Here is a 21,646-nt window from a genome sequence, read left to right as displayed (position 1 = left end):
ACCCCGCTGGGTGGCGGCCTCAGCCCCCTGCCGGGCGACTGGCCGCTGCGGGCTGGCGCGCCTGCTCGAAGCGCTGCGCCAGCTCGCGCCGCAGGTCCTTGCGCAGCTGTGCGGCCTCGAAGCGGCGGCGCTCGTCGGGCGTGCTGGGCACCAGCGGCGGGACGGCGCGCGGCTTGCGCTGCTCGTCCACCGCCACCATGGTGAAGAAGCAACTGTTAACGTGCCGCACCACTTGCGTGCGGATGTCCTCGGCCACGACCTTCACGCCGATCTCCATCGACGAAGTGCCCGTGTGGTTGACGCTGGCCAGGAAGGTGACGAGTTCGCCCACATGGATGGGCTGCAGGAACATGACCTGATCCACGCTGAGCGTGACCACATAGCTGCCCGAATAGCGCGCGGCGCAGGCATAGGCCACCTGGTCGAGCAGCTTGAGGATGGCCCCGCCGTGGACGTTGCCGGAGAAGTTGGCCATGTCGGGCGACATGAGCACCGTCATGCTGAGCTGGTGGGAGGGCATGTGCATGGGGGCCGAGTGTAGTGGCCGCGCACCTCGCGCTGAACACGGTGCATGGACAATCGGGCACCGCCGACTCCGTCGGCCCGCTCCCCTGATTGCTGTTGCCACGCCGCCCATGACCTCTGCTGCCTCCCCCCACCTGTTCGATGCCGTGATCCTGGGCGCGGGCGCCGCTGGCCTGTTCTGCGCGGCGCGCGCCGGGCAGCGCGGCCTCAAGGTGCTGCTGATCGACCACGCCGAAAAGGTGGCCGAGAAGATCCGCATCTCGGGCGGCGGGCGCTGCAACTTCACCAACCGCGACCTGGACGTGCGCGCGCCGCAGCGCCACTTCGTGGGCGAGAACCCGCACTTCTGCCGCTCGGCGCTGTCGCGCTACACGCCAGCCGACTTCGTGGCACTGGTGCAGTCGCACGGCATTGGCTTTCATGAAAAGCACAAGGGCCAGCTGTTTGCCGACCGCTCGGCCGAAGACATCATCCAGATGCTGCTGGCCGAATGCGAGCGCGGCGGCGTCACGCGCTGGCAGCCCTGCCGCGTAGGGTCCATCCGGTTTTTGGCCTCTGGCCCAGCGGAATCAAGCACGAGCAGCTACCAAATTGAGAGCGACCGAGGCCCGGTGCTGGCGCGCAGCCTGGTGGTGGCCACGGGCGGGCTGTCGATCCCCAAGATCGGGGCGACCGACCTGGGCTACCGCATTGCGCAGCAGTTCGGGCTGCCGGTGGTCACGCCGCGGCCAGGGCTTGTGCCGCTGACCTTCGACGGCGAGGCCTGGGCGCCCTACGCCGGGCTGGCCGGACTGGCGCTGCCGGTGGACATGTCCACCGGCCAGGGCAAGCAACGCACCCATTTTGTGGAAGACCTGCTGTTCACGCACCGGGGGCTGTCGGGTCCGGCGGTGCTGCAGATTTCGAGCTACTGGCGCGAGGGCGAACCGCTGCAGATCGACCTGGCGCCCGGCGTGGACCTGGGCGCGCGCCTGCTCGAAGCCAAGCAGCACTCGCGCAAGCGCATCGCCAACGAACTGGCCGCGCTGATGCCGCACCGCCTGGCCGACGCCTGGGCAGAGCGCGACGCGCAGTGGCAGCGCCCGGTGAACGAGGCGGCCGACAAGGCGCTGCAGCGCCTGGCCGAAAGCCTCTCGCGCTGGCAGCTCGTGCCTTCGGGCACCGAGGGCTACCGCAAGGCCGAGGTGACGCTCGGCGGCGTGGACACGCGCGCGCTGTCGTCGCAGACCCTGGAGGCCAAGGCCCAGCCGGGCCTGTACTTCATTGGCGAGGTGGTGGACGTGACCGGCTGGCTGGGCGGCTATAACTTTCAGTGGGCCTGGTCCAGCGCCGCGGCCTGCGCCGAGGCCCTGGCCACCGGCTGATCACGCAGAGGCACCCCCTGCACCGCGCTGCGCGTGCCGCTCGGCCCAGGCCTGCAGTTCGGCCGCGGGCAGCGGGCGGCTGAAGTGGTAGCCCTGCAGCTCCTCACAGTTGAGCGCTCCCAGCACCTGGGCCGTGGCCAGGTTTTCGACGCCTTCGGCCACGATGCGCAGGCCCAGCGTGTGACCCAGCGCGATGATGGCCCGCGTGATCTCCATGTCGGCCGGGTCGTGCAGCATGTCGTGCACGAAGGATTTGTCGATCTTGAGCCGGTCGATGGAAAAACGCTTGAGGTAGGCCAGGCTCGAATAGCCCGTGCCGAAATCGTCAATCGCCAGTTGCAGCCCCAGCGCCTTGAGGGCCGCCAGCTGGCTTTGGGCGGCCTGGGCGTTGTCCATGAGCTGGGACTCGGTGATCTCCAGCTCCAGGTGCTGCGCAGGCACGCGCGTGCGGCGCAGCGTGGCCTCGATGGCAGGCACCAGCTCGTCGTCCGCCAGTTCGGCGGCCGACAGATTGACCGAGACCGCAATGCCGTGCAACGGATGCACCACATGGCCTTCAGGCACCGGCAGGGCCTGCCACTGGGCCCATTGGAGCAGGGCCTGCTCGAGCACCCAGGCCCCCAGCGCGCGGATCAGACCGGTCTCTTCGGCCAGCGGAATGAACTCGGCCGGCGGCACCGGGCCGAGCGCCGCGCTGTTCCAGCGCAGCAGCGCCTCCACGCCCAAGAGGCGCCCGCCGCGCGCCGCCACGCGGGGCTGGAAGTGCAGCGACATCTCGCCCCGTTCCAGCGCACGGCGCAGATGCTGCTCCATGGTCTGGCGGGCCTGCACGCGCTGGTCGGTTTCGGCCGAATAGAACAGTGCCATGTCACGGCCCGTGTTCTTGGCCTCGTACATGGCTGCGTCCGCGCGGCGCATCAGTTCGATGATGTCGCCACCGTCGTCAGGGTACACGGCGATGCCCACGCTGCACGAGACCGTCAACTCGTGCCCTTCGACCACGTGCGTCTGCCGGATCAACGGAATGAGCCGCCGCGCCACCAGTTGCTGGACCTCGTCGCGGCCCGACACCTCGCGCATGATGACCACGAACTCGTCACCCCCCAGGCGGCTCACGGTGTCGCGGCTGCGCACGGCCTGCGACAGGCGCTGCGCGACCGAGCGCAGCAGCCCATCGCCAATGTGGTGGCCCAGGGTATCGTTGATGGGCTTGAATCGGTCCAGGTCGATGAACAGCACGGCCACGCGCTCGCCGGTCACCGCTGCCTGCTGCAGCGCCTGCGACAGCCGCTGCATGCACAGCGAGCGATTGGGCAGCTCGGTGAGCATGTCGTGGTGCGCGAGGAACTGGATGCGTTCTTCGCTGCGCTTGCGGTCGGTAATGTCCAGGGCGATGCCGATGTGGTTGGTGACCTCGCCCCCTTTGCCCTCGCGCACGGCCGACACCATGAGCCAGGCGGGGTAGGTCTCGCCCGAGCGGCGGCGAAAGCGCACCTCGCCCTGCCACGACTCCTTGTCGACCATCGCGCGGCGGATCTGCGCGGGCAGGTCGCCGTCGTCGCCGGTGTCCAGCAAAAAGCCCAGGTCTTCGCCAATGACCTCGTAGAAGTCGTAGTGCGTGCTCCGGCAGAACGCCTTGTTCACGCTCAGGATGCGGTGCTCGGCCGTCATGATGATGATGCCCTCGGACGAGGCCTCGAACACCTTGGCCCACAGTTCGAGGCGCTGCTCCATCACCTTGAGCACGTTGATCGGCGTGAAGGCCGTGAGCATGGCGTCGCGCCCCTGGAAGACGAGCCGCCGCGCCGACAGCACCGCCCACGACGGCTCGGCGCCGCCCTTCCAGCGCACCTCGAACTCGTCCACCGCGCCGTGGTCGGCCAGGCGCTGGAAGAAGCGTGCCCGCACGCCGGGCTCCAGCCCGTCGCGCCACGGATCGCGCATGCAGCCGCCCAGCCAGGGCTGGGCGGGGGCGTTGCAGTGCAGCACCTCGTGCTCGGGCACCGAGGTCACCACCATCGGGATCGGGAACGAGCCCACCAGCTCGCGCTGCGCCTCGGCCGCGCGGGCGCTGGCAGCCAGCTCCTGCTGCAGCAGGCGCTCGCGGTCGAGCTGCGCCAGCATGTCGTTGAAGGCCGTCACCAGGCGGCCGATCTCGTCGCGGCTGCTCCACTGCGCGCGCAGCTGGTGGTCGCCGCTCTTGCGCACTTCGTCGGCCACATGCGCCAGGTGCTGCAGCGGCTTGGCAATCTGCCGCGCCACCAGCGTGACCAGCGTGAGGATGAAGCCCAGCAGCAGCAGGGCCGTGCCCAGGTGCAGCCACATGCGCCCGAACAGGCTGGCCACGCGCTCGTTGAGCAGCCGCGTCAGCTCGTCGGTGCCCCCGGTCCAGGCCCGGGTCAGCGCCTGGATGACGGCGGCCTCGACCTGCGGCGCGTGGGCCCAGCCGCGCGGGTCGGGCGCGCCGGCCATGGCCTGCAGCAGCGACTGCAGCGATTCGAGTGCCGCGGCCAGTGCGGCGCGGTCGCGCTCCAAAGCCTGCCGCATGACCGGGCTGCCCGCGATGAAGGCCTGTTCGTAGTCGGATGCAATGCCCTGCCGCACGGCATCGAGCCGCCCCCCCAACGTCAGCAGTTCGCCCGACCACTGCGCAGGCGATCGCCCCTGCCCATGGGTTTGGCGCCCCAGAAAGACCATGGTGTCGTCCAGCACCTGCAGTAACTCCGGGAAGCGCAGGATCACCAGCGACATGACGTAGTAGCTGTCCAGGTCGGGGTCGAGAATCAGGTTGGACTGGTTGCCCACCGTGGTCAGCAGTGCGCGCCCGGTGCGCAGCAATTGCTCGCGGGCCTGGGCCGTTTCAGCCGGACCTGCACCACCCGCAGCCGGCCAATGCTGCAGCACAAAGGCAAAACGCTCCGCAGGCTCGGCCGTGCGCAAGGCCTCGTCGTGCTCGGCCCGAACGTCCTGCAGTCTGGTCAAGGCCTGCGGCACGGCGTCTGGCCGCGTCCCCACACCCGGAAACGGCAGCAGCACGGCATCGCGCACCACGGCGGCGTACTCCGTCCCGGCGATTTCCTTGCGGGCGAAATCGATGGCCAGGTACTTCTCGTGGATCAGGATGCCCGAGACGTAAATCACCGCCGTCAGGTCGAGCAGATAGATCAGCAGGAGTTTGCGGCCTACGCTCAGTCGGCCCAGCCAGCGGGAAATCGGTCGGTTCATGCGCCGCCCCCAGGCAGCCCCTGACAGGCCCCTCGACAGGCCACATGGCAGGAGACCGACACGGCAAATGCGGGCAGTGGCAGACAAGACATGCAGACCCTCCGTAAAAACCCTGTGACCTCTTAGCAAAATTCAGGCCACGCGCACCATCATGGGGCAGCCTGGCAGGCCTGCGACATGCGTCGGCGCGCGCCAGGCGCAACACTGGCGCCCACCTCCGTGCGGCGGTTTGCGCCCCCAGATAAGCCCGCGCTATAATCCGCGGCTTTGCTGGCAAGACCCCGTCGGCCAAATACTAGTTACAGACGGGGAAAACCGCCGCGCATGGCTTTCGGGCCCGATCTTCCCGAAAACCCTCTGCGGGCACATTACGGAACCATTAGCTAATGACCACCATCCGCGTTAAAGAGAACGAACCCTTTGATGTTGCCCTGCGCCGCTTCAAGCGCACGATCGAAAAGCTGGGCCTGCTGACCGACCTGCGCGCCCGCGAGTTCTACGAAAAGCCGACCGCCGAGCGCAAGCGCAAGAAGGCCGCTGCCGTGAAGCGTCACTACAAGCGCGTTCGCAGCATGCAGCTGCCCAAGAAGCTGTACTGATCACAGCGCTTGCGCACCGCGCTGGCTGCACGCCAACCCTGCAGCCACCCAACCCGCGCTAGGGACGCCAAGCGCGGGTTTTGTCTTTTCTGGATTCGCCATAAGCCTGCTGCCAACCCTTAGGAGATGACCATGAGCCTCAAAGCCCAAATCACGGAAGACATGAAGACTGCCATGCGCGCCAAGGATGCTGAGCGCCTGGGCACGATCCGCCTGCTGCAGGCGGCCATGAAGCAAAAGGAAGTGGACGAGCGCATCGAGCTGGACGATGCGGCCATCGTCTCCATCGTGGACAAGCTCATCAAGCAGCGCAAGGACTCGATCGCCGCCTTTGAAGGCGCCGGCCGCCAGGATCTGGCCGACAAGGAAAAGGCCGAGATGGCCGTGCTGCAGGCCTATCTGCCCGCACGCATGTCGGCCGAGGAAGTCACGGCCGCCGTCCAGGCCATCGTGGCCGAAGTGGGCGCCGCGGGCCCAGGCGACATGGGCAAAGTGATGGGCGTGGTCAAGACGCGCCTGGCGGGCAAGGCCGACATGGGCCAGGTGTCGGCCGCCGTCAAGGCCGCCCTGGCAGGCTGAGGCCGGGCGCGCTTCAGGCCGGGGCGGCCACCGTACGGTTGCGCCCCTGGCGCTTGGCCTCGTACATGGCCTCGTCGGCCTGCTGTAGCAGCCGCTGCAGCGCAGGCTCCTGCCCGGGCGACCATGTGGCCACCCCAATGCTGGCCGTCACATGCACACCGGGCACCGCTGGGGGTGCTTCGGCCAGCCGCACACGCACCCGCTCGGCCAGCAGCAAAGCGCTGGTGGCCGGCGTATCGGGCAGCAGCAGCACAAATTCCTCCCCCCCAAAGCGGGCCAGGCAGTCGGTCTGGCGCACGGTATCGGCCATGGTGCTCGCCACCAGACGCAACACGTCGTCGCCCGCCGAGTGGCCATGGACATCGTTGACGGCCTTGAAATGGTCCAGATCGACCATGAGCAACGACAGGGGTGCGCCTTGCCGCTGGGCGCGCAGCAGCGCCTGCTCGGTCAGGCGCACCCATTCGCGGCGGTTGAGCAGACCGGTCAGCGGGTCTCGCGTGGCCAGGGCCTCCATGTCGGAGCGCTGGCGCTCCAGCTCGGCATTCGATGCCGTGAGCGCTCTTTGCAGCAGCTCCGTTTGTGCCCAGCGCCGCCACAGCAGCACACTGACCAGCGAAGCCAGACCGCTTGCCGAGGCGGCATTCATGCGGTGGGTGGCCAGCACCGCCGGGTCTTGAATGGCACTCCCCAGTGCCCAGGCCAGCGCGGCCCAGCCCAGGGCCAGGAGGGCCACCACCACCACCGGCCGGAGCAAAAACACGATGGAGACACCCATCGCCGCATTGATGAAGGCATTGATGTGCGAGCCGATGGCCTGGTCGAACACCGTGAGCAGCACCGCCCAGCACAGTACGGCCGCACAGACGAGTATGGGCACATAGCGCAGCCCCGGCGCATGGTGCTGGCGAGCGGCTGAACGGGTCCAGAACCCGGCGGCCCCCATGACCAGCGCCATGCCTGCGTGGGCCCAGGCAATCTGCCGTGCCCACGCGGCCTGTACCGGATCGTCAAACGACAGCACCGCGAACACCGCCACGTGCAGCAGATTGAGGGCCACCATGGCCCAGGCCGCCACCCCGAGAACCTGCAGATTGCGCTGGCAAGCGGCGTCCAGCACCAGCCGGTCTTCGTCGCGCCAGCGCTGCAGGGTCTGCTTCAGGTTCATACGAAAGGCTCAGAGGTGGTGCGACAGAAGGTGCAGCGCAACCGCCCCGTGCAGGGGCCTAGCCGCGCATTCGGTCTGCGGCTGGCCCCGGCGGCACCGGGCTGCGACATCAGGGCTGCGGGGGTGCGTCGGCGCCAGGCCGCGGCACACCGGCACGCGGGCCCGCTCCGCGGCTTTCCAGCGTGTCCACCTGCATCTCGAAGCTGAAAAAGCGGTTGCGCCCCCGCGTCTTGGCCACATACAGGGCCTCGTCGGCACGCAGCACCAGGCTCTCTGCCGTGCTGGTGCCGTCAGGCACACAGGTGGTGATGCCCCCCGAGAGGGTCAGCCACGGCGACACAGACGAGGCCGGATGCGGCAAGGCCCGCTGCTGCAGCAGGTGCGCCAGGGTCCGGGCGAGCGTCATGGCACCGGACTTGGGCGTATCGGGCAGGATCAGCGCGAACTCTTCACCGCCGTAGCGGGCCGCGCAGTCCAGCGGGCGCTGACAGGCGGCCTGCAGCACCTGGGCCACCTGCCGCAGGCAAGCGTCGCCCTCTACATGCCCCACTTCGTCGTTGTACGCCTTGAAGTGGTCGATATCGCACAAAAACAGCGTCAGCGGTCGCGCATCGCGTCGCGCCTGCAGCAAGGCCTGGTGCAGGCGGCGGTTGAAGCCACGCCGGTTGACCAGCCCGGTCAGCGCATCGGTTTCGCTCAGGTCCATGAGCTGGGCATTGGCCTCGCGCAGCTCCTCGGACATGCTCACCAGCCGCTGCCGCATCTCCATAAGACGCTGCATGGCCCGCAGCTTGGCCAGCAGCACGGCCGTGCGCACCGGCTTGACCAGGTAATCGTCGCCTCCGGCCTCGATGCCCTGCCACAAGTCCTGGTCGCCAGCATGCACCGACAAAAAGAGGATCGGCGTCCACCCGCCGTTTTCCACCGCGCGCAGCTGGCGGGCGAGCCAGTAGCCGTTGTAGCCTGGCATCTCGACATCCAGCAGCACCACATCGGGCCGGTGGCGGATGAACAGCTCCATGGCCCAGGATGCGTTGTGGGCCTCGAGCACGCGGTGACCTGCGCGGTCCAGAACGGCTGCCAACGCCACGCGAGCCGCATCTTGGTCGTCCACCACCAGCACGGTCATGGGGCGATGCGCCACGTCGGCATCGGCGCTGTTGGCCTGGTCTGGCAACACAGTCAGGGTCATGGGAACTCTTTCAACCATCGATTGCCGCGCCCAGGAGGGACGCACCAGATGGCGCCCGATACCGGCAACGGCCTCAAAATGTAACCGCCCCGGCTACAACAGGGTATCCGTGGCTTCCACAATGACCGCAGGCACCCGATGGGTTCACTGCGCAGGGCCACAGGGCGCGATGGGCCGTTCTATGAGCCGCTGACGGTCAGCCCCGCCGGATTGCTATAAAAAATATAGCTGCTCGTGCTTATAAAACAAGCACGAGCAGCCATTTTCAGCCTTGAACACACGCGCCTCGCCACCGCTTCGGCAGCATGCGACTCAGCTGCCCGCAACCTTCATGCGGCGCACCAGCACCGAACCAACCGTTTTGGCACCGTAGTTGTACGCATCAGCGCCTACAGCGTCGATGCCGTGGAACATGTCCTTGAGGTTGCCTGCAATCGTGATCTCGTGCACTGGGTAGGCGATTTCGCCGTTTTCCACCCAGAAGCCGCTCGCGCCACGCGAGTAGTCGCCCGTGACGTAGTTCACGCCCTGGCCCATGAGCTCGATCACGAACAGGCCGGTGCCCAGCTTGCGCAGCATGGCGGGCAGGTCGTCGGCCGGGTCCGTCCACCGCGACTGCAGCACCAGGTTGTGCGAACCGCCGGCGTTGCCGGTGGTTTTCATGCCCAGCTTGCGGGCCGAGTAGCTCGACAGGAAGTAGCCCTCCACGCGCCCGGCATCGACCACCTTGCGTGGGGCCACACGCACACCCTCTTCGTCAAAGGGCGAGCTGCCTTTGCCGCGCCGCACGAACGGGTCCTCCAGGATGTCGATGTGCGCCGGAAACACCGGCTTGCCCAGCGAGTCCAGCAGGAAGCTGCTCTTGCGATAGAGCGCTCCGCCACTGACGGCCTGCACGAAAGAGCCCAACAGCCCCGCCGCCAGCGTGGATTCGAACAGCACCGGGCATTCGGTGGTCGCGATCTTGCGGCTGCCCAGGCGGCTCAGCGCCCGCTGCGCCGCATAGCGGCCCACGGCCTCGGGCGATGCGAGATCGTCCGCGCAGCGCATGGAGCTGAACCATGCATCGCGCTGCATCTCGGCATTGCGCCCGGGCAGCGATGCGATGGGTGCGACCGAAAAGCTGTGCCGCGAACTGGCGTACCCGCCGCGAAAACCCCGGGTGTGGGCACTGAAAAAATGGCTTTGCTGGGCCGACACGCCCGCGCCTTCGCTGTTGGTGATGCGCCGGCTCGTGCCCAAGGCCGCGGCCTCGCAGGCCAGCGCCATCTGGGCTGCGGCCGTGCTGTCAATGGCCCAGGGGTGGAACAGGTCCAGGTCTTGGTGCGTGTCGGGCGGCGCGATGTCGGCCGCATCGGGCAGGCCAGCCACCGGGTCTTCGGCCGTGAAGCGGGCGATGTCGTAGGCTGCCTGCACGGTTTGCTCGATGGCGCGCTCGGAAAAATCGGAGGTGCTGGCATTTCCGCGCCGGTGGCCCACGTACACCGTCACGCCCAGCGACTTGTCGCGGTTGCGCTCCACGGTTTCCAGCTCGCCCTTGCGCACGCTCACCGACAGGCCGCAGCCCTCGGAGGCCTCGGCCCCCGCATCGGTCGCACCGATCTTGCGGGCATGGGCCAGGGCATGGTCCACGATGTCTTCAAAGAAGGCTCGGCTGTAGCTGAAGCCATGCTCGGGGGCGCTGGCCGCAGCGCCAGCCTGCGCCGCAGGCGCGCGCGAGGAGGGTGTCGTCATATCGGCGGCTATGATACTTGCCGCTGTGGCGCGCCCTGCGCCCGCCCCCGATTGCCCCCAACCATGTCCCGCAAACCCAAAAAAGGCTACTTCGTCCGGGGCCAGTTCATTGCCGAAGGCAGCGAGCTGGACCTGCAGTACAAGGCCGAACTCAAGGGCACGGCCGAAGCCAGCCGCACCGACCTCAAGCGCGAAAGCGAAGAACTGCAGGCGCTGGGTCAGGAACTGCTTACGCTCGCTCCCGCGCTCATGGCGCGCCTGAACCTGCCCGACAAACTCACCGAAGCCCTGGCCGAAGCGCGCCGCATCACCAACTTTGAAGGCAAGCGCCGTCAGATGCAGTTTGTGGGCAAGCTCATGCGCAAGCTCGAAGACGATACCGTCGAGGCCATCCGCGCCGCGCTGCAGGAGCAGCGCAACGGCAGCGCGCAAGCCCGCTGGCTACTGCACGAAGCCGAGCAGTGGCGCGACCGCCTGATCGAGTCCGACACCGCCGTGACCGAGTGGATGGCCGAGCACCCGGCCACCGACGCCCAGCAGTTGCGCGCACTGATCCGCCAGGCGCGCAAGGATGCGCCGGTGGAAAACGCCAGCACCACCTCGCAGGGCCTTGCACCGCGCAAGGGCCGGGCCTACCGCGAGCTGTTCCAGCTCGTGCGCACCCAAATCGACCCGGACCACGCCGCAGAGCCCGCAGCCGACACGCCCGACCATGACGCCTGACAGCCCCCAGCCCGCTGCCGACCCTGTGCGCATCGGCATCGTCTCGATCAGCGACCGCGCCAGCACCGGCGTGTACGAAGACAAAGGCCTGCCTGCGCTGCAGGACTGGCTCACGAGCGCGCTCCTCAATCCCATCGAATTCGAAGCCCGGCTGATCCCGGACGAGCAGGAGCGCATCAGCGCCACGCTGATCGAACTGGTGGACGCGGGCTGCAGCCTGGTGCTGACCACCGGGGGCACGGGCCCTGCTCTGCGCGATGTGACGCCCGAGGCCACGCTGGCCGTGGCCCACAAGGAGATGCCGGGTTTTGGTGAGCAGATGCGCCAGATCAGCCTGCAGTTCGTGCCCACGGCCATCCTGTCGCGCCAGGTGGCGGTGATTCGCGACCAAAGCCTGATCATCAACCTGCCGGGCCAGCCCAAGGCGATCGCCGAAACACTGGAAGGCCTGCGCGCGCAGGACGGACGCCCCGGTGTGCCGGGCATCTTTGCCGCAGTGCCGTACTGCATCGACCTGATCGGCGGGCCCTATCTCGAAACGCGCGACGAGGTCTGCAAGGCCTTCCGGCCCAAAAACGCGGTACGGCCAGCCCGCACGGCCTGAACGCGGCGGTGCGCCATCCGCCGTCACGCGCGCTGACAGCGCGAGTGCCAGCCGGGCCACGGCATAGCACCGCGGGCCCTTCCGGCAGGCACGGAGAACAGACGCCGCCGCAGACCGCGCCACCGCGCGGTGCATGCATCTGTGCGCCCCCTGCGCCGGGCCATGTTCCGCCAAGCATGGCCGCTGCCCGCGCTCCACACGGGTTGGGTCTCGGACAGGGGCAGGCCCAAGGCAGACTTCGAGGCCTGCCCGCAGTGATGAGGCCGACCTCTGTCACTCGCGCGACAGAAACCCTCGGGCACTGCAGGCATGCCGTGACGCGCGTCACAAGAACCTGCCACAATGCGGCGGTCATTTTTATCACTAATAATAAAAAATGAGCAGCTCCAGTGTTTCCGCGGCAGACCGGCGGCAGGGCCAGCGGCGCGCACTGCGCCAAGCGGCAGAACTGGTTTTGGCGGGCAACCGCGTGTTGCCCGTGCGTATCCATGACGTGAGCCTGGGCGGCATGAGCGTGATCGTGCCGGTGAACCTGCCCGCACAAACCATCGTCCGGGTGCGTACGCTGCTGCCGCTCAAGCCCGCAGGCCGGCTCCCGGCCGAGTTGCCCTGCACGGTGCAGTACAGCGTACTGTCCAGCGCAGGTGGCGGATTTCAGGTGGGCATGCATTTCGGTGCACTCCCCGAAGCCGTACGCGCCGCCATCGCGGCCCACGTCAACAGCTGACACATGGCGCCGCAAGATTCTGCGGCGGCGGCCTATTTGCCCACGAGTTCGTTGAGCTTGCCCGCCTCGAACTGCTCTTTGCGCGCAGCGTCGCAGGGCACACAGTCGTCCGCTTTTTGCACAGCCGAGAGCTTCTCGATCGCCTGCCACAGCAGCGCGATCTGGTGCTCCTGCGAAGCGGCGTTGTCGATGAGGCCGCGCATGGCCTGCGACAGCGGGTCGTCGTCCTGCGTGATGCCGTAGGCCGTGAACTTGGGCTTGGGTTTGGCCTCTTCGGTCACGTCGGCACTCTGCCCTTCTTTGGACGGAATGATGCGCGCCGGAATGCCTACGGCCGTGGCTCCGGGCGGCACGGGCTTGATGACCACGGCGTTGCTGCCGATCTTGGCGCCGTCGCCCACTTCAAAACCGCCCAGCACCTTGGCACCTGCACTCACGACCACGTCCTTGCCGAGCGTGGGATGGCGCTTGGCACCTTTGTAGAGCGACGTACCGCCCAGGGTCACGCCCTGGTAGATGGTGCAGCCATCGCCGATCTCGGCCGTCTCGCCCACCACCACGCCCATGGCGTGGTCGAAGAACACACGTTCGCCGATCTTGGCACCGGGGTGGATCTCGATGCCCGTAAACCAGCGCGCAAAGTGCGAGATGAAGCGCCCCAACCACTTGAAACCGTGGTTCCAGCACCAGTGCGCAGGGCGGTGCAGCCAGATGGCGTGCAGCCCCGGGTAGCAGGTGATGACCTCCCAGGTGCTGCGGGCCGCGGGGTCGCGGTCCAGGATGCACTGGATGTCGGAGCGCAGACGGTCGAACATGGGCAGGTGGTTCAGAATGGGAGGGGCAGTCTAGCGCTTTGGCCCGGCGGTCTCGAGCATGGCTTTCGCGACACCGCGCAGGATGTGGATTTCCTCGGCCCCCAGTTGCGCGCGGTGGAACATCTGTTGCAGGCGCGGCATGAGCTTCTTGGGCGCGGCCGGATCCAGAAAACCCACGGCCTCCAGCGCCCGCTGCCAGTGCTCGAGCATGCCCTGGACCTGCACGGCGTCGGCCAGCACGCGGGGCGCAGTGGCCTCTTGCACGGCAAAGCCGCCCAGTGCCTGCCGCCACTCGTAGGCGATGACCTGCACCGCGGCCGCCAGGTTGAGCGAACCAAAGTTCGGCGCGGTGGGAATGCTCAACGCCACATGGCAGCGGTACACGTCTTCGTTGCGCATGCCAAAGCGCTCCGAGCCGAACAGGAAGGCCACACCGGGCTCGCCGTTGGCATGGTGCGGCTGGGCCGTGGCTTCGCAGGGTGCTGACAGCGGTGAATCGTCGCTTCCACCAAGAGACAAATAGCTTGCTTGTGCTTTTCCGGGCTGGATGAAGCGCTCACTTTTTAATAGCGATTCGAAGTAGACCCGTGGTGTGGAGGTCGGCGGACCGAAATCCCGCGGTGTCATGGCCGTGGCGCACAGGTGGTGCATGCCATCGAGCGCCTCGTCCAGGGTGTCGACGATGCGCGCCTTGGCCAGCACATCCAGCGCCCCCGAGGAGCGCTGGATGGTTTCTTCCCGGCGCAGCACGTTGGCCCAGCGGGGCGCCACCAGCACCAGGTCGTCAAAGCCCATGGTCTTCATGGCGCGGGCTACGGCACCCACGTTGCCCGCATGGCTGGTCTGGATCAGAACAAAGCGCGTCTTCATCGGAGGGTGTCAAAAAAGGCAAAACGGGTAAAATCGCGCCCTTATTGTCGCCGCCCGCATCGCCGGGCTGCGATGTCCCGCTCCTGATCCGCCCCGCGCGCCGTCCTGCCCTGCGCAGCCGCCCGAGGCCTCTGCCCACAATTTATGTCGTCCAACCTGCACCCCATGCTCAACGTGGCCATCAAGGCCGCACGCGCCGCCGGCGCCATCATCAACCGCGCGGCCCTCGATGTGGAGTCGGTGCGCATCTCGCAAAAGCAGGTGAACGACTTTGTGACCGAGGTGGACCACGCGGCGGAGCAAGCCATCATCGACACCCTGCTGACGGCCTATCCTGGTCACGGTATCTGGGCCGAAGAAACGGGCCGCGAGCGCGGTGCCAAGCATTCGGACTTTGTCTGGATCATCGACCCGCTGGACGGCACCACCAACTTCATCCACGGCTTTCCGGTGTACTGCGTGAGCATTGCGCTGGCCGTGCACGGCAAGATCGAGCACGCGGTGGTGTACGACCCCACGCGCAACGATCTGTTCACGGCCACCCGGGGCCGCGGAGCGTTCCTCAACGATCGCCGCATCCGCGTGAGCAAGCGCACCCAGCTCAAGGACAGCCTGGTGTCCACTGGCTTCCCCTTCCGCCCGGGCGACCAGTTCAAGACCTACCTGCAGATGCTGGCCGATGTGATGCCCCGCACGGCCGGTGTACGCCGCCCCGGGGCGGCCGCGCTCGACCTGGCCTATGTGGCAGCGGGCTTCACCGAAGCCTTTTTTGAAACCGGCCTCAACCCGTGGGACGTGGCCGCGGGCTCGTTGCTCGTGACCGAAGCCGGTGGCCTGGTGGGCAACTTCACCGGCGAGTCGGACTTCCTCGAACAGAAGGAATGCCTGGCCGGCACGCCACGCATCTACGGCCAACTGGTGCCCGTGCTGGGCAAGTACAGCAAGTTTGCCAGCGCAGGCGACAAGGCGGCCGTGCGCCAGGGCCTGACCAGCGAAGCCGGGGAAACGCCTGACACGCCAGACACCCAGGCCGAAGCGGCCGAGGGCGATGCCGCTGCACCCACCAACCCGGCGCGCGACGACGCGCCGTTCTGAGCCCCCAGCCGAGCCAGCTGCAGCGGCCTGACACGCCTGGCTCGGCCCCAGCACTGCGGGGAACAACCAGCGCCTGCTGAGGGGTGCTTCCCCGGCTCACTCAGGGTCGGGGTAGCGCAACGCGATGGTGCGGAAGTCTTCCGCAATGTCCACGAACGCATCGACCATGTCCGGGTCGAAGTGCGTGCCCTTGCCCCGCACGATGGTGCTGCAGGCCTGATCGTGCGAATAGGCCGGTTTGTACACGCGCTTGCAGATCAGCGCGTCGTACACATCGGCCACCGCCATGAGCCGCGCAGAGACCGGGATGGCATCTCCCGCCAGGCCTTCCGGGTAGCCACTGCCGTCCCATTTCTCTTGGTGGCTGTAGGCAATCTCCTTCGAAACACTCAAAAACGCTACCCGCATGCCCAGACGGCGCTCAGCGTCCTCAATGGCCTTGCGACCCAGGGTCGTATGGGTCTTCATGATCTCGAACTCTTCGACCGTGAGCTTGCCCGGCTTCAGGAGGATGCTGTCGGGAATGCCGATCTTGCCGATGTCGTGCAACGGAGCCGATTTGTAAAGCAGTTCGATCATGCGGTCGTTGAGCACCGCCTCGAAGCGTGGGTGGTGACGCAGGCGCTCGGCCAGGGTCTTGACGTACAACTGCGTGCGCCGGATGTGGTTGCCCGTTTCGTTGTCGCGCGTCTCGGCCAGGGACGTCATGGCCATGATCGTCACATCCTGGATGGCTTGCACCTCCAGCGTGCGCATGGCGACCTCACGCTCCAGATAAGCGCTCTTGTCGCGCAGGAAGTCAGCGGTGGCCTTGAGCGCAAGGTGAGTGTTCACGCGGGCAAGTAGGATGGGCGGGCTGATTGGCTTGGTGATGTAGTCCACTGCGCCCAGCCCCAGGCCCATGCGCTCGTCGTCGGGGTCTGACCGCGCCGTGAGAAAGATCACCGGGATCTCACGCGTGGCCGCATGGCTCTTGAGCTGGCGGCAGACCTCGTAGCCATCGATGCCAGGCATCATGATGTCGAGCAGCACCAGGTCGGGTGGACTGCCTGACAGCGCGATCTTCAGGGCCTTCTCGCCGTTGTTGGCCACCTTGACTACGAAGTATTCACGCAACAGGCTGCCCATGAGCGTGAGGTTGTCAGGCGTGTCGTCCACCACGAGCACGGTCGCGATGGGTTTTTCCACAAGGGTGCTGCGGTGGGCCGCGAACGGGGCATGGTCCATGGGCGGGCGTTCCTGCGGTTCAGTCCTGTGGCGCCGCCCCCGAGGGCGGCCCGGACAACGGCGCAGTCGGCAAGGCCTTCAGCGCCTGGTCATAGTCGAAGTGGCGGATGTGCGCACTGACTGCCTCATAGGCAGGCCCGAGCGCATGCTCCAGCATGCTGGCATTTTGTTGCAAAAGTTCAAGCGCTGCAGGGTCGTCCTGCTCCAGCAGGGTGCGCAGGGTGTGCAGAAGCCGATCGGCATCTGGCCCAGCCTGCCGGTCGTCCGCAGCGGCCTGTGCGCTGTCGGGTGGGCCATCGCACCAGTGCTGCAACGCTTGCACCAGAGGCAACAAGAGAGCCTCGAGAGTCTGCAGGTGGCCGAGCACCTCAGATTCCGCAGCCGATTCCCGGAGCGCACGCTCGGCCGATTCGGCTGCCGCAGACACCGACAGCGCACCGATATTGGCCGCCACCGAGCGCAGGGTGTGCACGAGCCGCTCGGCAGTGAGCGCATCCCCTTCCTGCAGCAGCGCCCGGCGGGCCTGCGGGACGATCTGCGACTGCCCGGCCGCAAAGCGCTCCAGCAGTTCGGCATACAGCGCTGGCTTGCCCAACGCACGCTGAAGCCCAAGCACCGTGTCCAGTCCTTCAATGCTCGGCAGTGCGCGCAGGCCTGCGGCGGCCATGGTCGCATGGGCTGCGGCATCCCCGGCCAACACGGCGGCCCTGTATGCCCCCGCATCCGGCGGCCGCGGGCGGATCCAGCGCACCAAGGCGGCCCAGAGGGCTGCCGGCTCGATGGGCTTGGCAACATGGTCGTTCATGCCGGCGGCAAAACAGCGCTGTCGATCGGCTTCCATGGCGTTGGCCGTCATGGCCACGATGGGCAACTGCGCATAGCGTGGATCGGCCCGCAAGGCGCGCGTTGCGCTCTCGCCGTCCATTTCCGGCATCTGCATGTCCATCAGCACCAGGTCATAGTCCTGGCGGTGGATGCGATCGATGGCAGACCGACCGTTGTCCGCCACGTCCACCACAAATCCGGCATCGCGCAGCATCTCGGCTGCCACCATCTGGTTGAGTTCGTTGTCCTCGACCAGCAGGATGTGTGCGCCCCGCACCTGGGGTGGCAGGTCCGTCTCGGCGGGCAAGGCGTGGGGGCCTCGCATGCCGGACGGTCCGGCTTCCAGGGGCTGCATGAGCGTGTCGAACAGCACCGATGCGTTCACCGGCTTGATCAGCACAGTGTCGATGCCTTGCGCCAGTGCCGCCCGCATGACGTCCTCGCGGCCGTAGGCGGTGACCATGAGCATCTGGGGCACATGGGCCAGCCCCAGCGCGCGGATGCGGCGCGCCAGTTCAATGCCATCCATCCCCGGCATGTGCCAGTCCAGCAGGAGCAGCCCGAACGGCTGCGCCTGTTCATGGGCCTGGCGAATGCAGTCCAGCGCCTGGACACCCGAATGCGCTTGCTGCACCACAAACCCCATGGATTCGAGCATCTCCGACAACACGCTGGCCGCGGTGTGGTTGTCGTCCACCACCAGCACGCGCTGGCCGCGCAGGTCGGGTGGGGGCAGCATGGCACGCGCTGGGGCACCGCGCTCCAGCGGCAGACTGACCCAAAAGACCGAGCCCTTGCCGTGCTCGCTCTCCACCCCGACCTGCCCCCCCATGAGTTCGGCCAGGCTCTTGCTGATGGCCAACCCCAGCCCAGTACCTCCGTAGCGGCGGGTCGTCGAGGTGTCGGCCTGCTGGAAGCTCTGGAACAGGCGGCCCATCTGCTCGGTGGTCAGCCCAATACCGGTGTCACGCACCTCAAAGCGCAGCAGCACGCGATTGCCTCCCAATGTGTCAAGCTGGCGCACGCCCAGCGTGATTTCACCCTGGTCGGTGAACTTGACCGCGTTGTTGGCAAAGTTGATCAGGATCTGACCGAGCCGCAACGCATCGCCCACCAGATTGGGCGGCACATCGGCCGCCACATCGCAGACCAGCTCCAGCCCCTTGGCGCCTGCCTTGTAAGCGACCACGTCCGAGACGCTTTCCAGCAGCCGATCGAGCACAAAAGGCTGGCGCTCTACGCTGAGCTTGCCGGCTTCGATCTTGGAGAAGTCGAGGATGTCGTTGATGACGCCGAGCAGATGTTGACCCGCCTGCTGGATCTTGCTCACGTAGTCGTGCTGCCGGGCGTTGAGTCCGGACTTGAGCGCCAGATGGGACATCCCGATGATCGCGTTCATCGGCGTGCGGATTTCGTGGCTCATGTTGGCCAGGAAGTTGGACTTCATGGCAGTGGACTCCTCAGCCAGTTCCTTGGCGCGCCGCAGCTCCTGTTCGGCACGCTGACGGTCGGTGATGTCCACAAACGTACCGATCACGCCACCTGGCGCACCATCCCGGCCCGCGAAACCATGCAGCCAGAACAGCGTGTGGTGAATCTCCCCATCTGCATAGCGCAGGTCCACCTCTTGGTGCAGTGCCTGGCCACCGGCCATCGCATCCGCCGCATCGGCACTGAAGCGCTCGCGCTGCTCCGGCGGCAAAAAGTCCAGATCCAGCACGGTGCGCCCCACGAGCTGGTCGCGTTGAACGCCGAAAGCCTGCTCGTAGGCTTGGTTGAAGCCGAGGTAACGGCCCTCAGCGTCTTTGTAGAAGAGCGGGACCGGAATGGCGTCGATCAGCGCCTGCTGGAAATCGCGCTGGGCCTCCATACGGGCTTCCAGTTGCTTCTGGTCGTGGATGTCCACGTTCACGCCCACCACACGCACCGGCTGCCCCTGGGCATCGCGGAAGATTCGCGCGGCCTCCAGGAACCAGCGAACCTCTCCGTCCTGGCGCACCACCCGCCAGGAGTCGCGCAAGTAGTCGCCCTGGCCCGCCAGACAAGCGTCGAAGTACTCGCGCGCCGTCTGCCGATCCTCCGGGTGCAGACACGACAGCCAGTGGTCGCGGTCCCGTGGTTGCGTGCCGGCCGGAAACCCCATCATCACCGCCAGTTTGTCCGACCACAAGGTCTTCCCAGTGACCAGATCGACATCGAACACTCCGATCTTGCCCGCCTCCTGCGCCAGCTCAAGACGCTCCTTGGAGGCCAGCAGCGCCGCCTCGGCGCGCCGGGATTCGCTCACGTCCTCGATCACCCAGATGGAGGCTGTGCGGCAACCTTCGATGTGCAGGCTGCGGCCAGCCATGCGGGCCTCGAAGCGACTTCCATCCATGCGCCGGAGGCTGGCATCAGCGCGCACCGGCTGTCCGGAAGACAGCTCCTGACCAACGCGCGCCAGGAACGAACCCGACGCGGAACCGTCCCCCAGCACGGCGACGGCATCGAGTCCAACAAGTTGGGCCGCAGGGGCACGCATCAGCTCCACAAACGCAGGGTTGAACTGCCGCAAGCTGCCGTCGCACACCAGCGCGATGGGAGGTGCGTTGTCGAAAATCGCTGTCTGCTGCTCCAGCAGCTCGTTCAGTCGGCGCTCGCGGCGCTGCAGCTCGGCCTCGGCGCGGATGCGCTCGGTCACGTCCTCATGCAGGCCCACAATGCCAATACGGCGCCCTCGGTCGTCCAGCACCGGCGAGAGCGTTGCCTCGTCGTGATAGAGCGAACCGTCCTTGCGACGGTTGACAAACTGCCCCTGCCACGACTGCCCCGACATCAACGCCGCCCACATGGCTTGGTAGACCTCAGGCGCGGTCTGGCCGCTGGCCACCAGCGAGGGCTTATGCCCCCGCACCTCGTCCAGCGTGTAGCCCGTGTTGCGCTCGTATTGGGGGTTCACCCACTCAATGCGCCCGTCCCCGTTGGTGATGACCACCGACACCGGACTGCTGGCCAGCGCTGTGCCCAGGATCTGGAACCGCTCAAGCGCAGATGCCATGCGCTGTCGGCTTCGCAGCAGATCCAGCAGCAGTAGGCCGAGAAGAAACACCAGCCCGAACGCAGCCGCCCCCACCCGCAGGCGCTCCAGGCCCGAGACCAGCGCACTGACATCGTCCAGCACCACGATTTGCCAAGGCCCGGCCGGATCTTGCCAATCGATGCTGCGCCGCTCGATCGCGTGCAGCCGCCCCTGCAGTTCTGTCGTGTGGGCATCGACCGCAAACGGCAAGGCCGAGGCATGGCTGGCTTCGAAATGCCGCCCGAACTGGGCAGACGCGCGTACGGCATCGATGCGGGCCTGCGTGAGCGGCGGGGCAAGCGTGAACAGCCACTCGGGGCGAGTGGACGAGAACGTCACACCTTGAGGGGACACCAGCAGCGTGTCGGAGAAGCCCGAGCGTTTGAGCATGCCGTCGAAAATCACGAACGACACCTTGAACATCACCACCCCCACGATGGCGCTGGCCGGGGTATCGCTTTCATACAGAGGCGCGGCGTAGTACAGACCGCGCTCCTGGCTGGTGGTGCCTACCGCCGCATACACGCTCACCCCGCCCCGCAGCGCCTGCTCGAAGTAGGGGCGGAACGCTACGTTGGAGCCGGTGGAGCGCGCGCCTGCGGTCTCATGCGCGACCACCGTTCCGTCTGCGGCGATCACATAGGCGCCATGGACCAGAAATCGCCCACGCGCCACACCCAGGCGCGCCAGCACTCCGGGGTGATCTGGCGGGAGGCGTCCGAGCGCAGCCTCCTTGAGCTGGGGCTCCGCCAGCCCCAGCAAGGACACAGCGCCCAGCAGGCCACTGCCTGACGTCTGGGCAATCAAGGCGTCCGCCACCTGCTGCACCTGGCGCTCGCGCTCCAGTCCGCGTTGCGAGGCTTTCCAGTAGCCATAAGCCCACTCGGCCAGCAAGGTGCCCGCCATCGCAAACAGCACGACCAGCAGGAGGCCGCGCCAACGGGGCGAGTCGGCGTCGAGCACCCTGCCCCGGAACATGCGGCCGGTGTCGGATTTCAAGCCCTGCCTCCTGCCATGCCGGTTGTGTCAGCGCAATGGGTCGAGGTAGTCGCCCAGCGCCTCCACGGGCGCAGGCCGCCCGAACAGGTAGCCCTGGAAGGCCTCGCACCCGTGCAGCCGCAAAAACGCCAGCTGCCCCGCCGTCTCCACCCCTTCCGCCACCACCTGCAGGTCCAGGCTGCGCGCCAGCGCCAATATCGTGCGCACAATCGCCGCATCGTTCGGGTCCGTCAGCACGTCCCGCACAAATCCCTGGTCGATCTTCACCTGCTCCAGCGGCAGCCGCTTGAGGTAGCTCAGGCTGGAGTAGCCCGTGC

At 67.0% G+C, this 21,646-nt stretch carries 17 protein-coding genes; 7 read left to right on the top strand and 10 right to left on the bottom strand.

Features of this window, described 5'->3' with window-relative positions; translation table 11 throughout:
• Positions 1-19: 19 nt before the first annotated feature.
• Entirely contained in the window at positions 20-526 is a 507-nt protein-coding gene (locus ABD866_RS03125) for an acyl-CoA thioesterase (RefSeq protein WP_345061039.1), read from the bottom strand.
• Between the two features lie 109 nt (positions 527-635).
• On the opposite strand from ABD866_RS03125, the gene ABD866_RS03120 reads away from it, so the two are divergent.
• Entirely contained in the window at positions 636-1,889 is a 1,254-nt protein-coding gene (locus ABD866_RS03120; protein ID WP_345061038.1) for a BaiN/RdsA family NAD(P)/FAD-dependent oxidoreductase, read from the top strand.
• Here ABD866_RS03120 and ABD866_RS03115 read toward each other — a convergent pair whose 3' ends face one another.
• Positions 1,890-5,114 (bottom strand): EAL domain-containing protein, encoded by a 3,225-nt coding sequence (locus tag ABD866_RS03115; RefSeq protein ID WP_345061037.1) that lies wholly within the window; start codon positions 5,112-5,114, stop codon positions 1,890-1,892.
• Positions 5,115-5,500: 386 nt separating this feature from the next.
• Between ABD866_RS03115 and rpsU the strand changes: the two genes are divergently transcribed.
• Both rpsU and ABD866_RS03105 read left to right on the top strand, forming a co-directional pair.
• The gene (rpsU, locus tag ABD866_RS03110) at positions 5,501-5,713 is read left to right on the top strand and encodes a 30S ribosomal protein S21 (RefSeq protein ID WP_007833691.1); all 213 of its coding nucleotides are present in this window, start codon (positions 5,501-5,503) and stop codon (positions 5,711-5,713) included.
• A 132-nt stretch (positions 5,714-5,845) separates the two neighbouring features.
• Positions 5,846-6,292: a GatB/YqeY domain-containing protein gene (locus ABD866_RS03105; RefSeq protein WP_345061036.1), complete on the top strand. Its 447-nt coding sequence runs from the start codon at positions 5,846-5,848 to the stop codon at positions 6,290-6,292.
• 13 nt (positions 6,293-6,305) lie between these two features.
• Here the strand turns inward: ABD866_RS03105 and ABD866_RS03100 are convergent, their stop codons facing one another.
• From ABD866_RS03100 to pmbA, 3 genes are all read right to left on the bottom strand, one after another.
• The gene (locus tag ABD866_RS03100) at positions 6,306-7,460 is read right to left on the bottom strand and encodes a GGDEF domain-containing protein (RefSeq protein ID WP_345061035.1); all 1,155 of its coding nucleotides are present in this window, start codon (positions 7,458-7,460) and stop codon (positions 6,306-6,308) included.
• A 109-nt stretch (positions 7,461-7,569) separates the two neighbouring features.
• Positions 7,570-8,652 (bottom strand): GGDEF domain-containing response regulator, encoded by a 1,083-nt coding sequence (locus ABD866_RS03095; protein ID WP_425549537.1) that lies wholly within the window; start codon positions 8,650-8,652, stop codon positions 7,570-7,572.
• A gap of 312 nt (positions 8,653-8,964) precedes the next feature.
• Positions 8,965-10,386 (bottom strand): metalloprotease PmbA, encoded by a 1,422-nt coding sequence (gene pmbA / locus ABD866_RS03090; protein WP_345061034.1) that lies wholly within the window; start codon positions 10,384-10,386, stop codon positions 8,965-8,967.
• A 63-nt stretch (positions 10,387-10,449) separates the two neighbouring features.
• On the opposite strand from pmbA, the gene yjgA reads away from it, so the two are divergent.
• From yjgA to ABD866_RS03075, 3 genes are all read left to right on the top strand, one after another.
• On the top strand, positions 10,450-11,109 hold the full coding sequence (gene yjgA, locus ABD866_RS03085; RefSeq protein ID WP_345061033.1) for a ribosome biogenesis factor YjgA: 660 nt from the start codon (positions 10,450-10,452) through the stop codon (positions 11,107-11,109).
• A complete protein-coding gene (mog, locus tag ABD866_RS03080) occupies positions 11,099-11,713 on the top strand; it encodes a molybdopterin adenylyltransferase (RefSeq protein ID WP_345061032.1) in 615 nt (204 codons plus the stop codon). Before yjgA ends, mog begins: the two co-directional genes overlap by 11 nt.
• A 376-nt stretch (positions 11,714-12,089) precedes the next feature.
• Positions 12,090-12,440, top strand: coding sequence for a PilZ domain-containing protein (locus ABD866_RS03075; protein ID WP_345061031.1), 351 nt, complete (start codon positions 12,090-12,092; stop codon positions 12,438-12,440).
• A 32-nt stretch (positions 12,441-12,472) separates the two neighbouring features.
• On the opposite strand, the gene cysE is transcribed toward ABD866_RS03075, so the two are convergent.
• A complete protein-coding gene (cysE, locus tag ABD866_RS03070) occupies positions 12,473-13,255 on the bottom strand; it encodes a serine O-acetyltransferase (protein WP_345061030.1) in 783 nt (260 codons plus the stop codon).
• Between the two features lie 30 nt (positions 13,256-13,285).
• Positions 13,286-14,125, bottom strand: a complete 840-nt coding sequence (locus ABD866_RS03065; protein ID WP_345061029.1) for an RNA methyltransferase — start codon at positions 14,123-14,125, stop codon at positions 13,286-13,288.
• A 144-nt stretch (positions 14,126-14,269) separates the two neighbouring features.
• Here ABD866_RS03065 and ABD866_RS03060 point away from each other — a divergent pair, with 144 nt between their 5' ends.
• On the top strand, positions 14,270-15,220 hold the full coding sequence (locus ABD866_RS03060; protein ID WP_345061028.1) for an inositol monophosphatase family protein: 951 nt from the start codon (positions 14,270-14,272) through the stop codon (positions 15,218-15,220).
• A gap of 96 nt (positions 15,221-15,316) precedes the next feature.
• On the opposite strand, the gene ABD866_RS03055 is transcribed toward ABD866_RS03060, so the two are convergent.
• The 3 genes from ABD866_RS03055 to ABD866_RS03045 form a co-directional block, all read right to left on the bottom strand.
• Positions 15,317-16,447, bottom strand: coding sequence for a response regulator (locus ABD866_RS03055; protein ID WP_345061027.1), 1,131 nt, complete (start codon positions 16,445-16,447; stop codon positions 15,317-15,319).
• Positions 16,448-16,466: 19 nt separating this feature from the next.
• The gene (locus tag ABD866_RS03050) at positions 16,467-21,308 is read right to left on the bottom strand and encodes a PAS domain S-box protein (protein WP_345061147.1); all 4,842 of its coding nucleotides are present in this window, start codon (positions 21,306-21,308) and stop codon (positions 16,467-16,469) included.
• Between the two features lie 48 nt (positions 21,309-21,356).
• Positions 21,357-21,646, bottom strand: a 290-nt coding sequence (locus tag ABD866_RS03045; RefSeq protein ID WP_345061026.1) for an EAL domain-containing protein, incomplete at its 5' end; no start/stop codon positions are given.

Origin of the sequence: Acidovorax lacteus (genome assembly GCF_039540375.1) — a bacterium.
In the GTDB taxonomy this organism is placed as follows: domain Bacteria; phylum Pseudomonadota; class Gammaproteobacteria; order Burkholderiales; family Burkholderiaceae_C; genus Acidovorax_G; species Acidovorax_G lacteus.
Note: the sequence above shows the minus strand (reverse complement) of the source record. Positions and strands in the feature narration are given on the sequence as shown.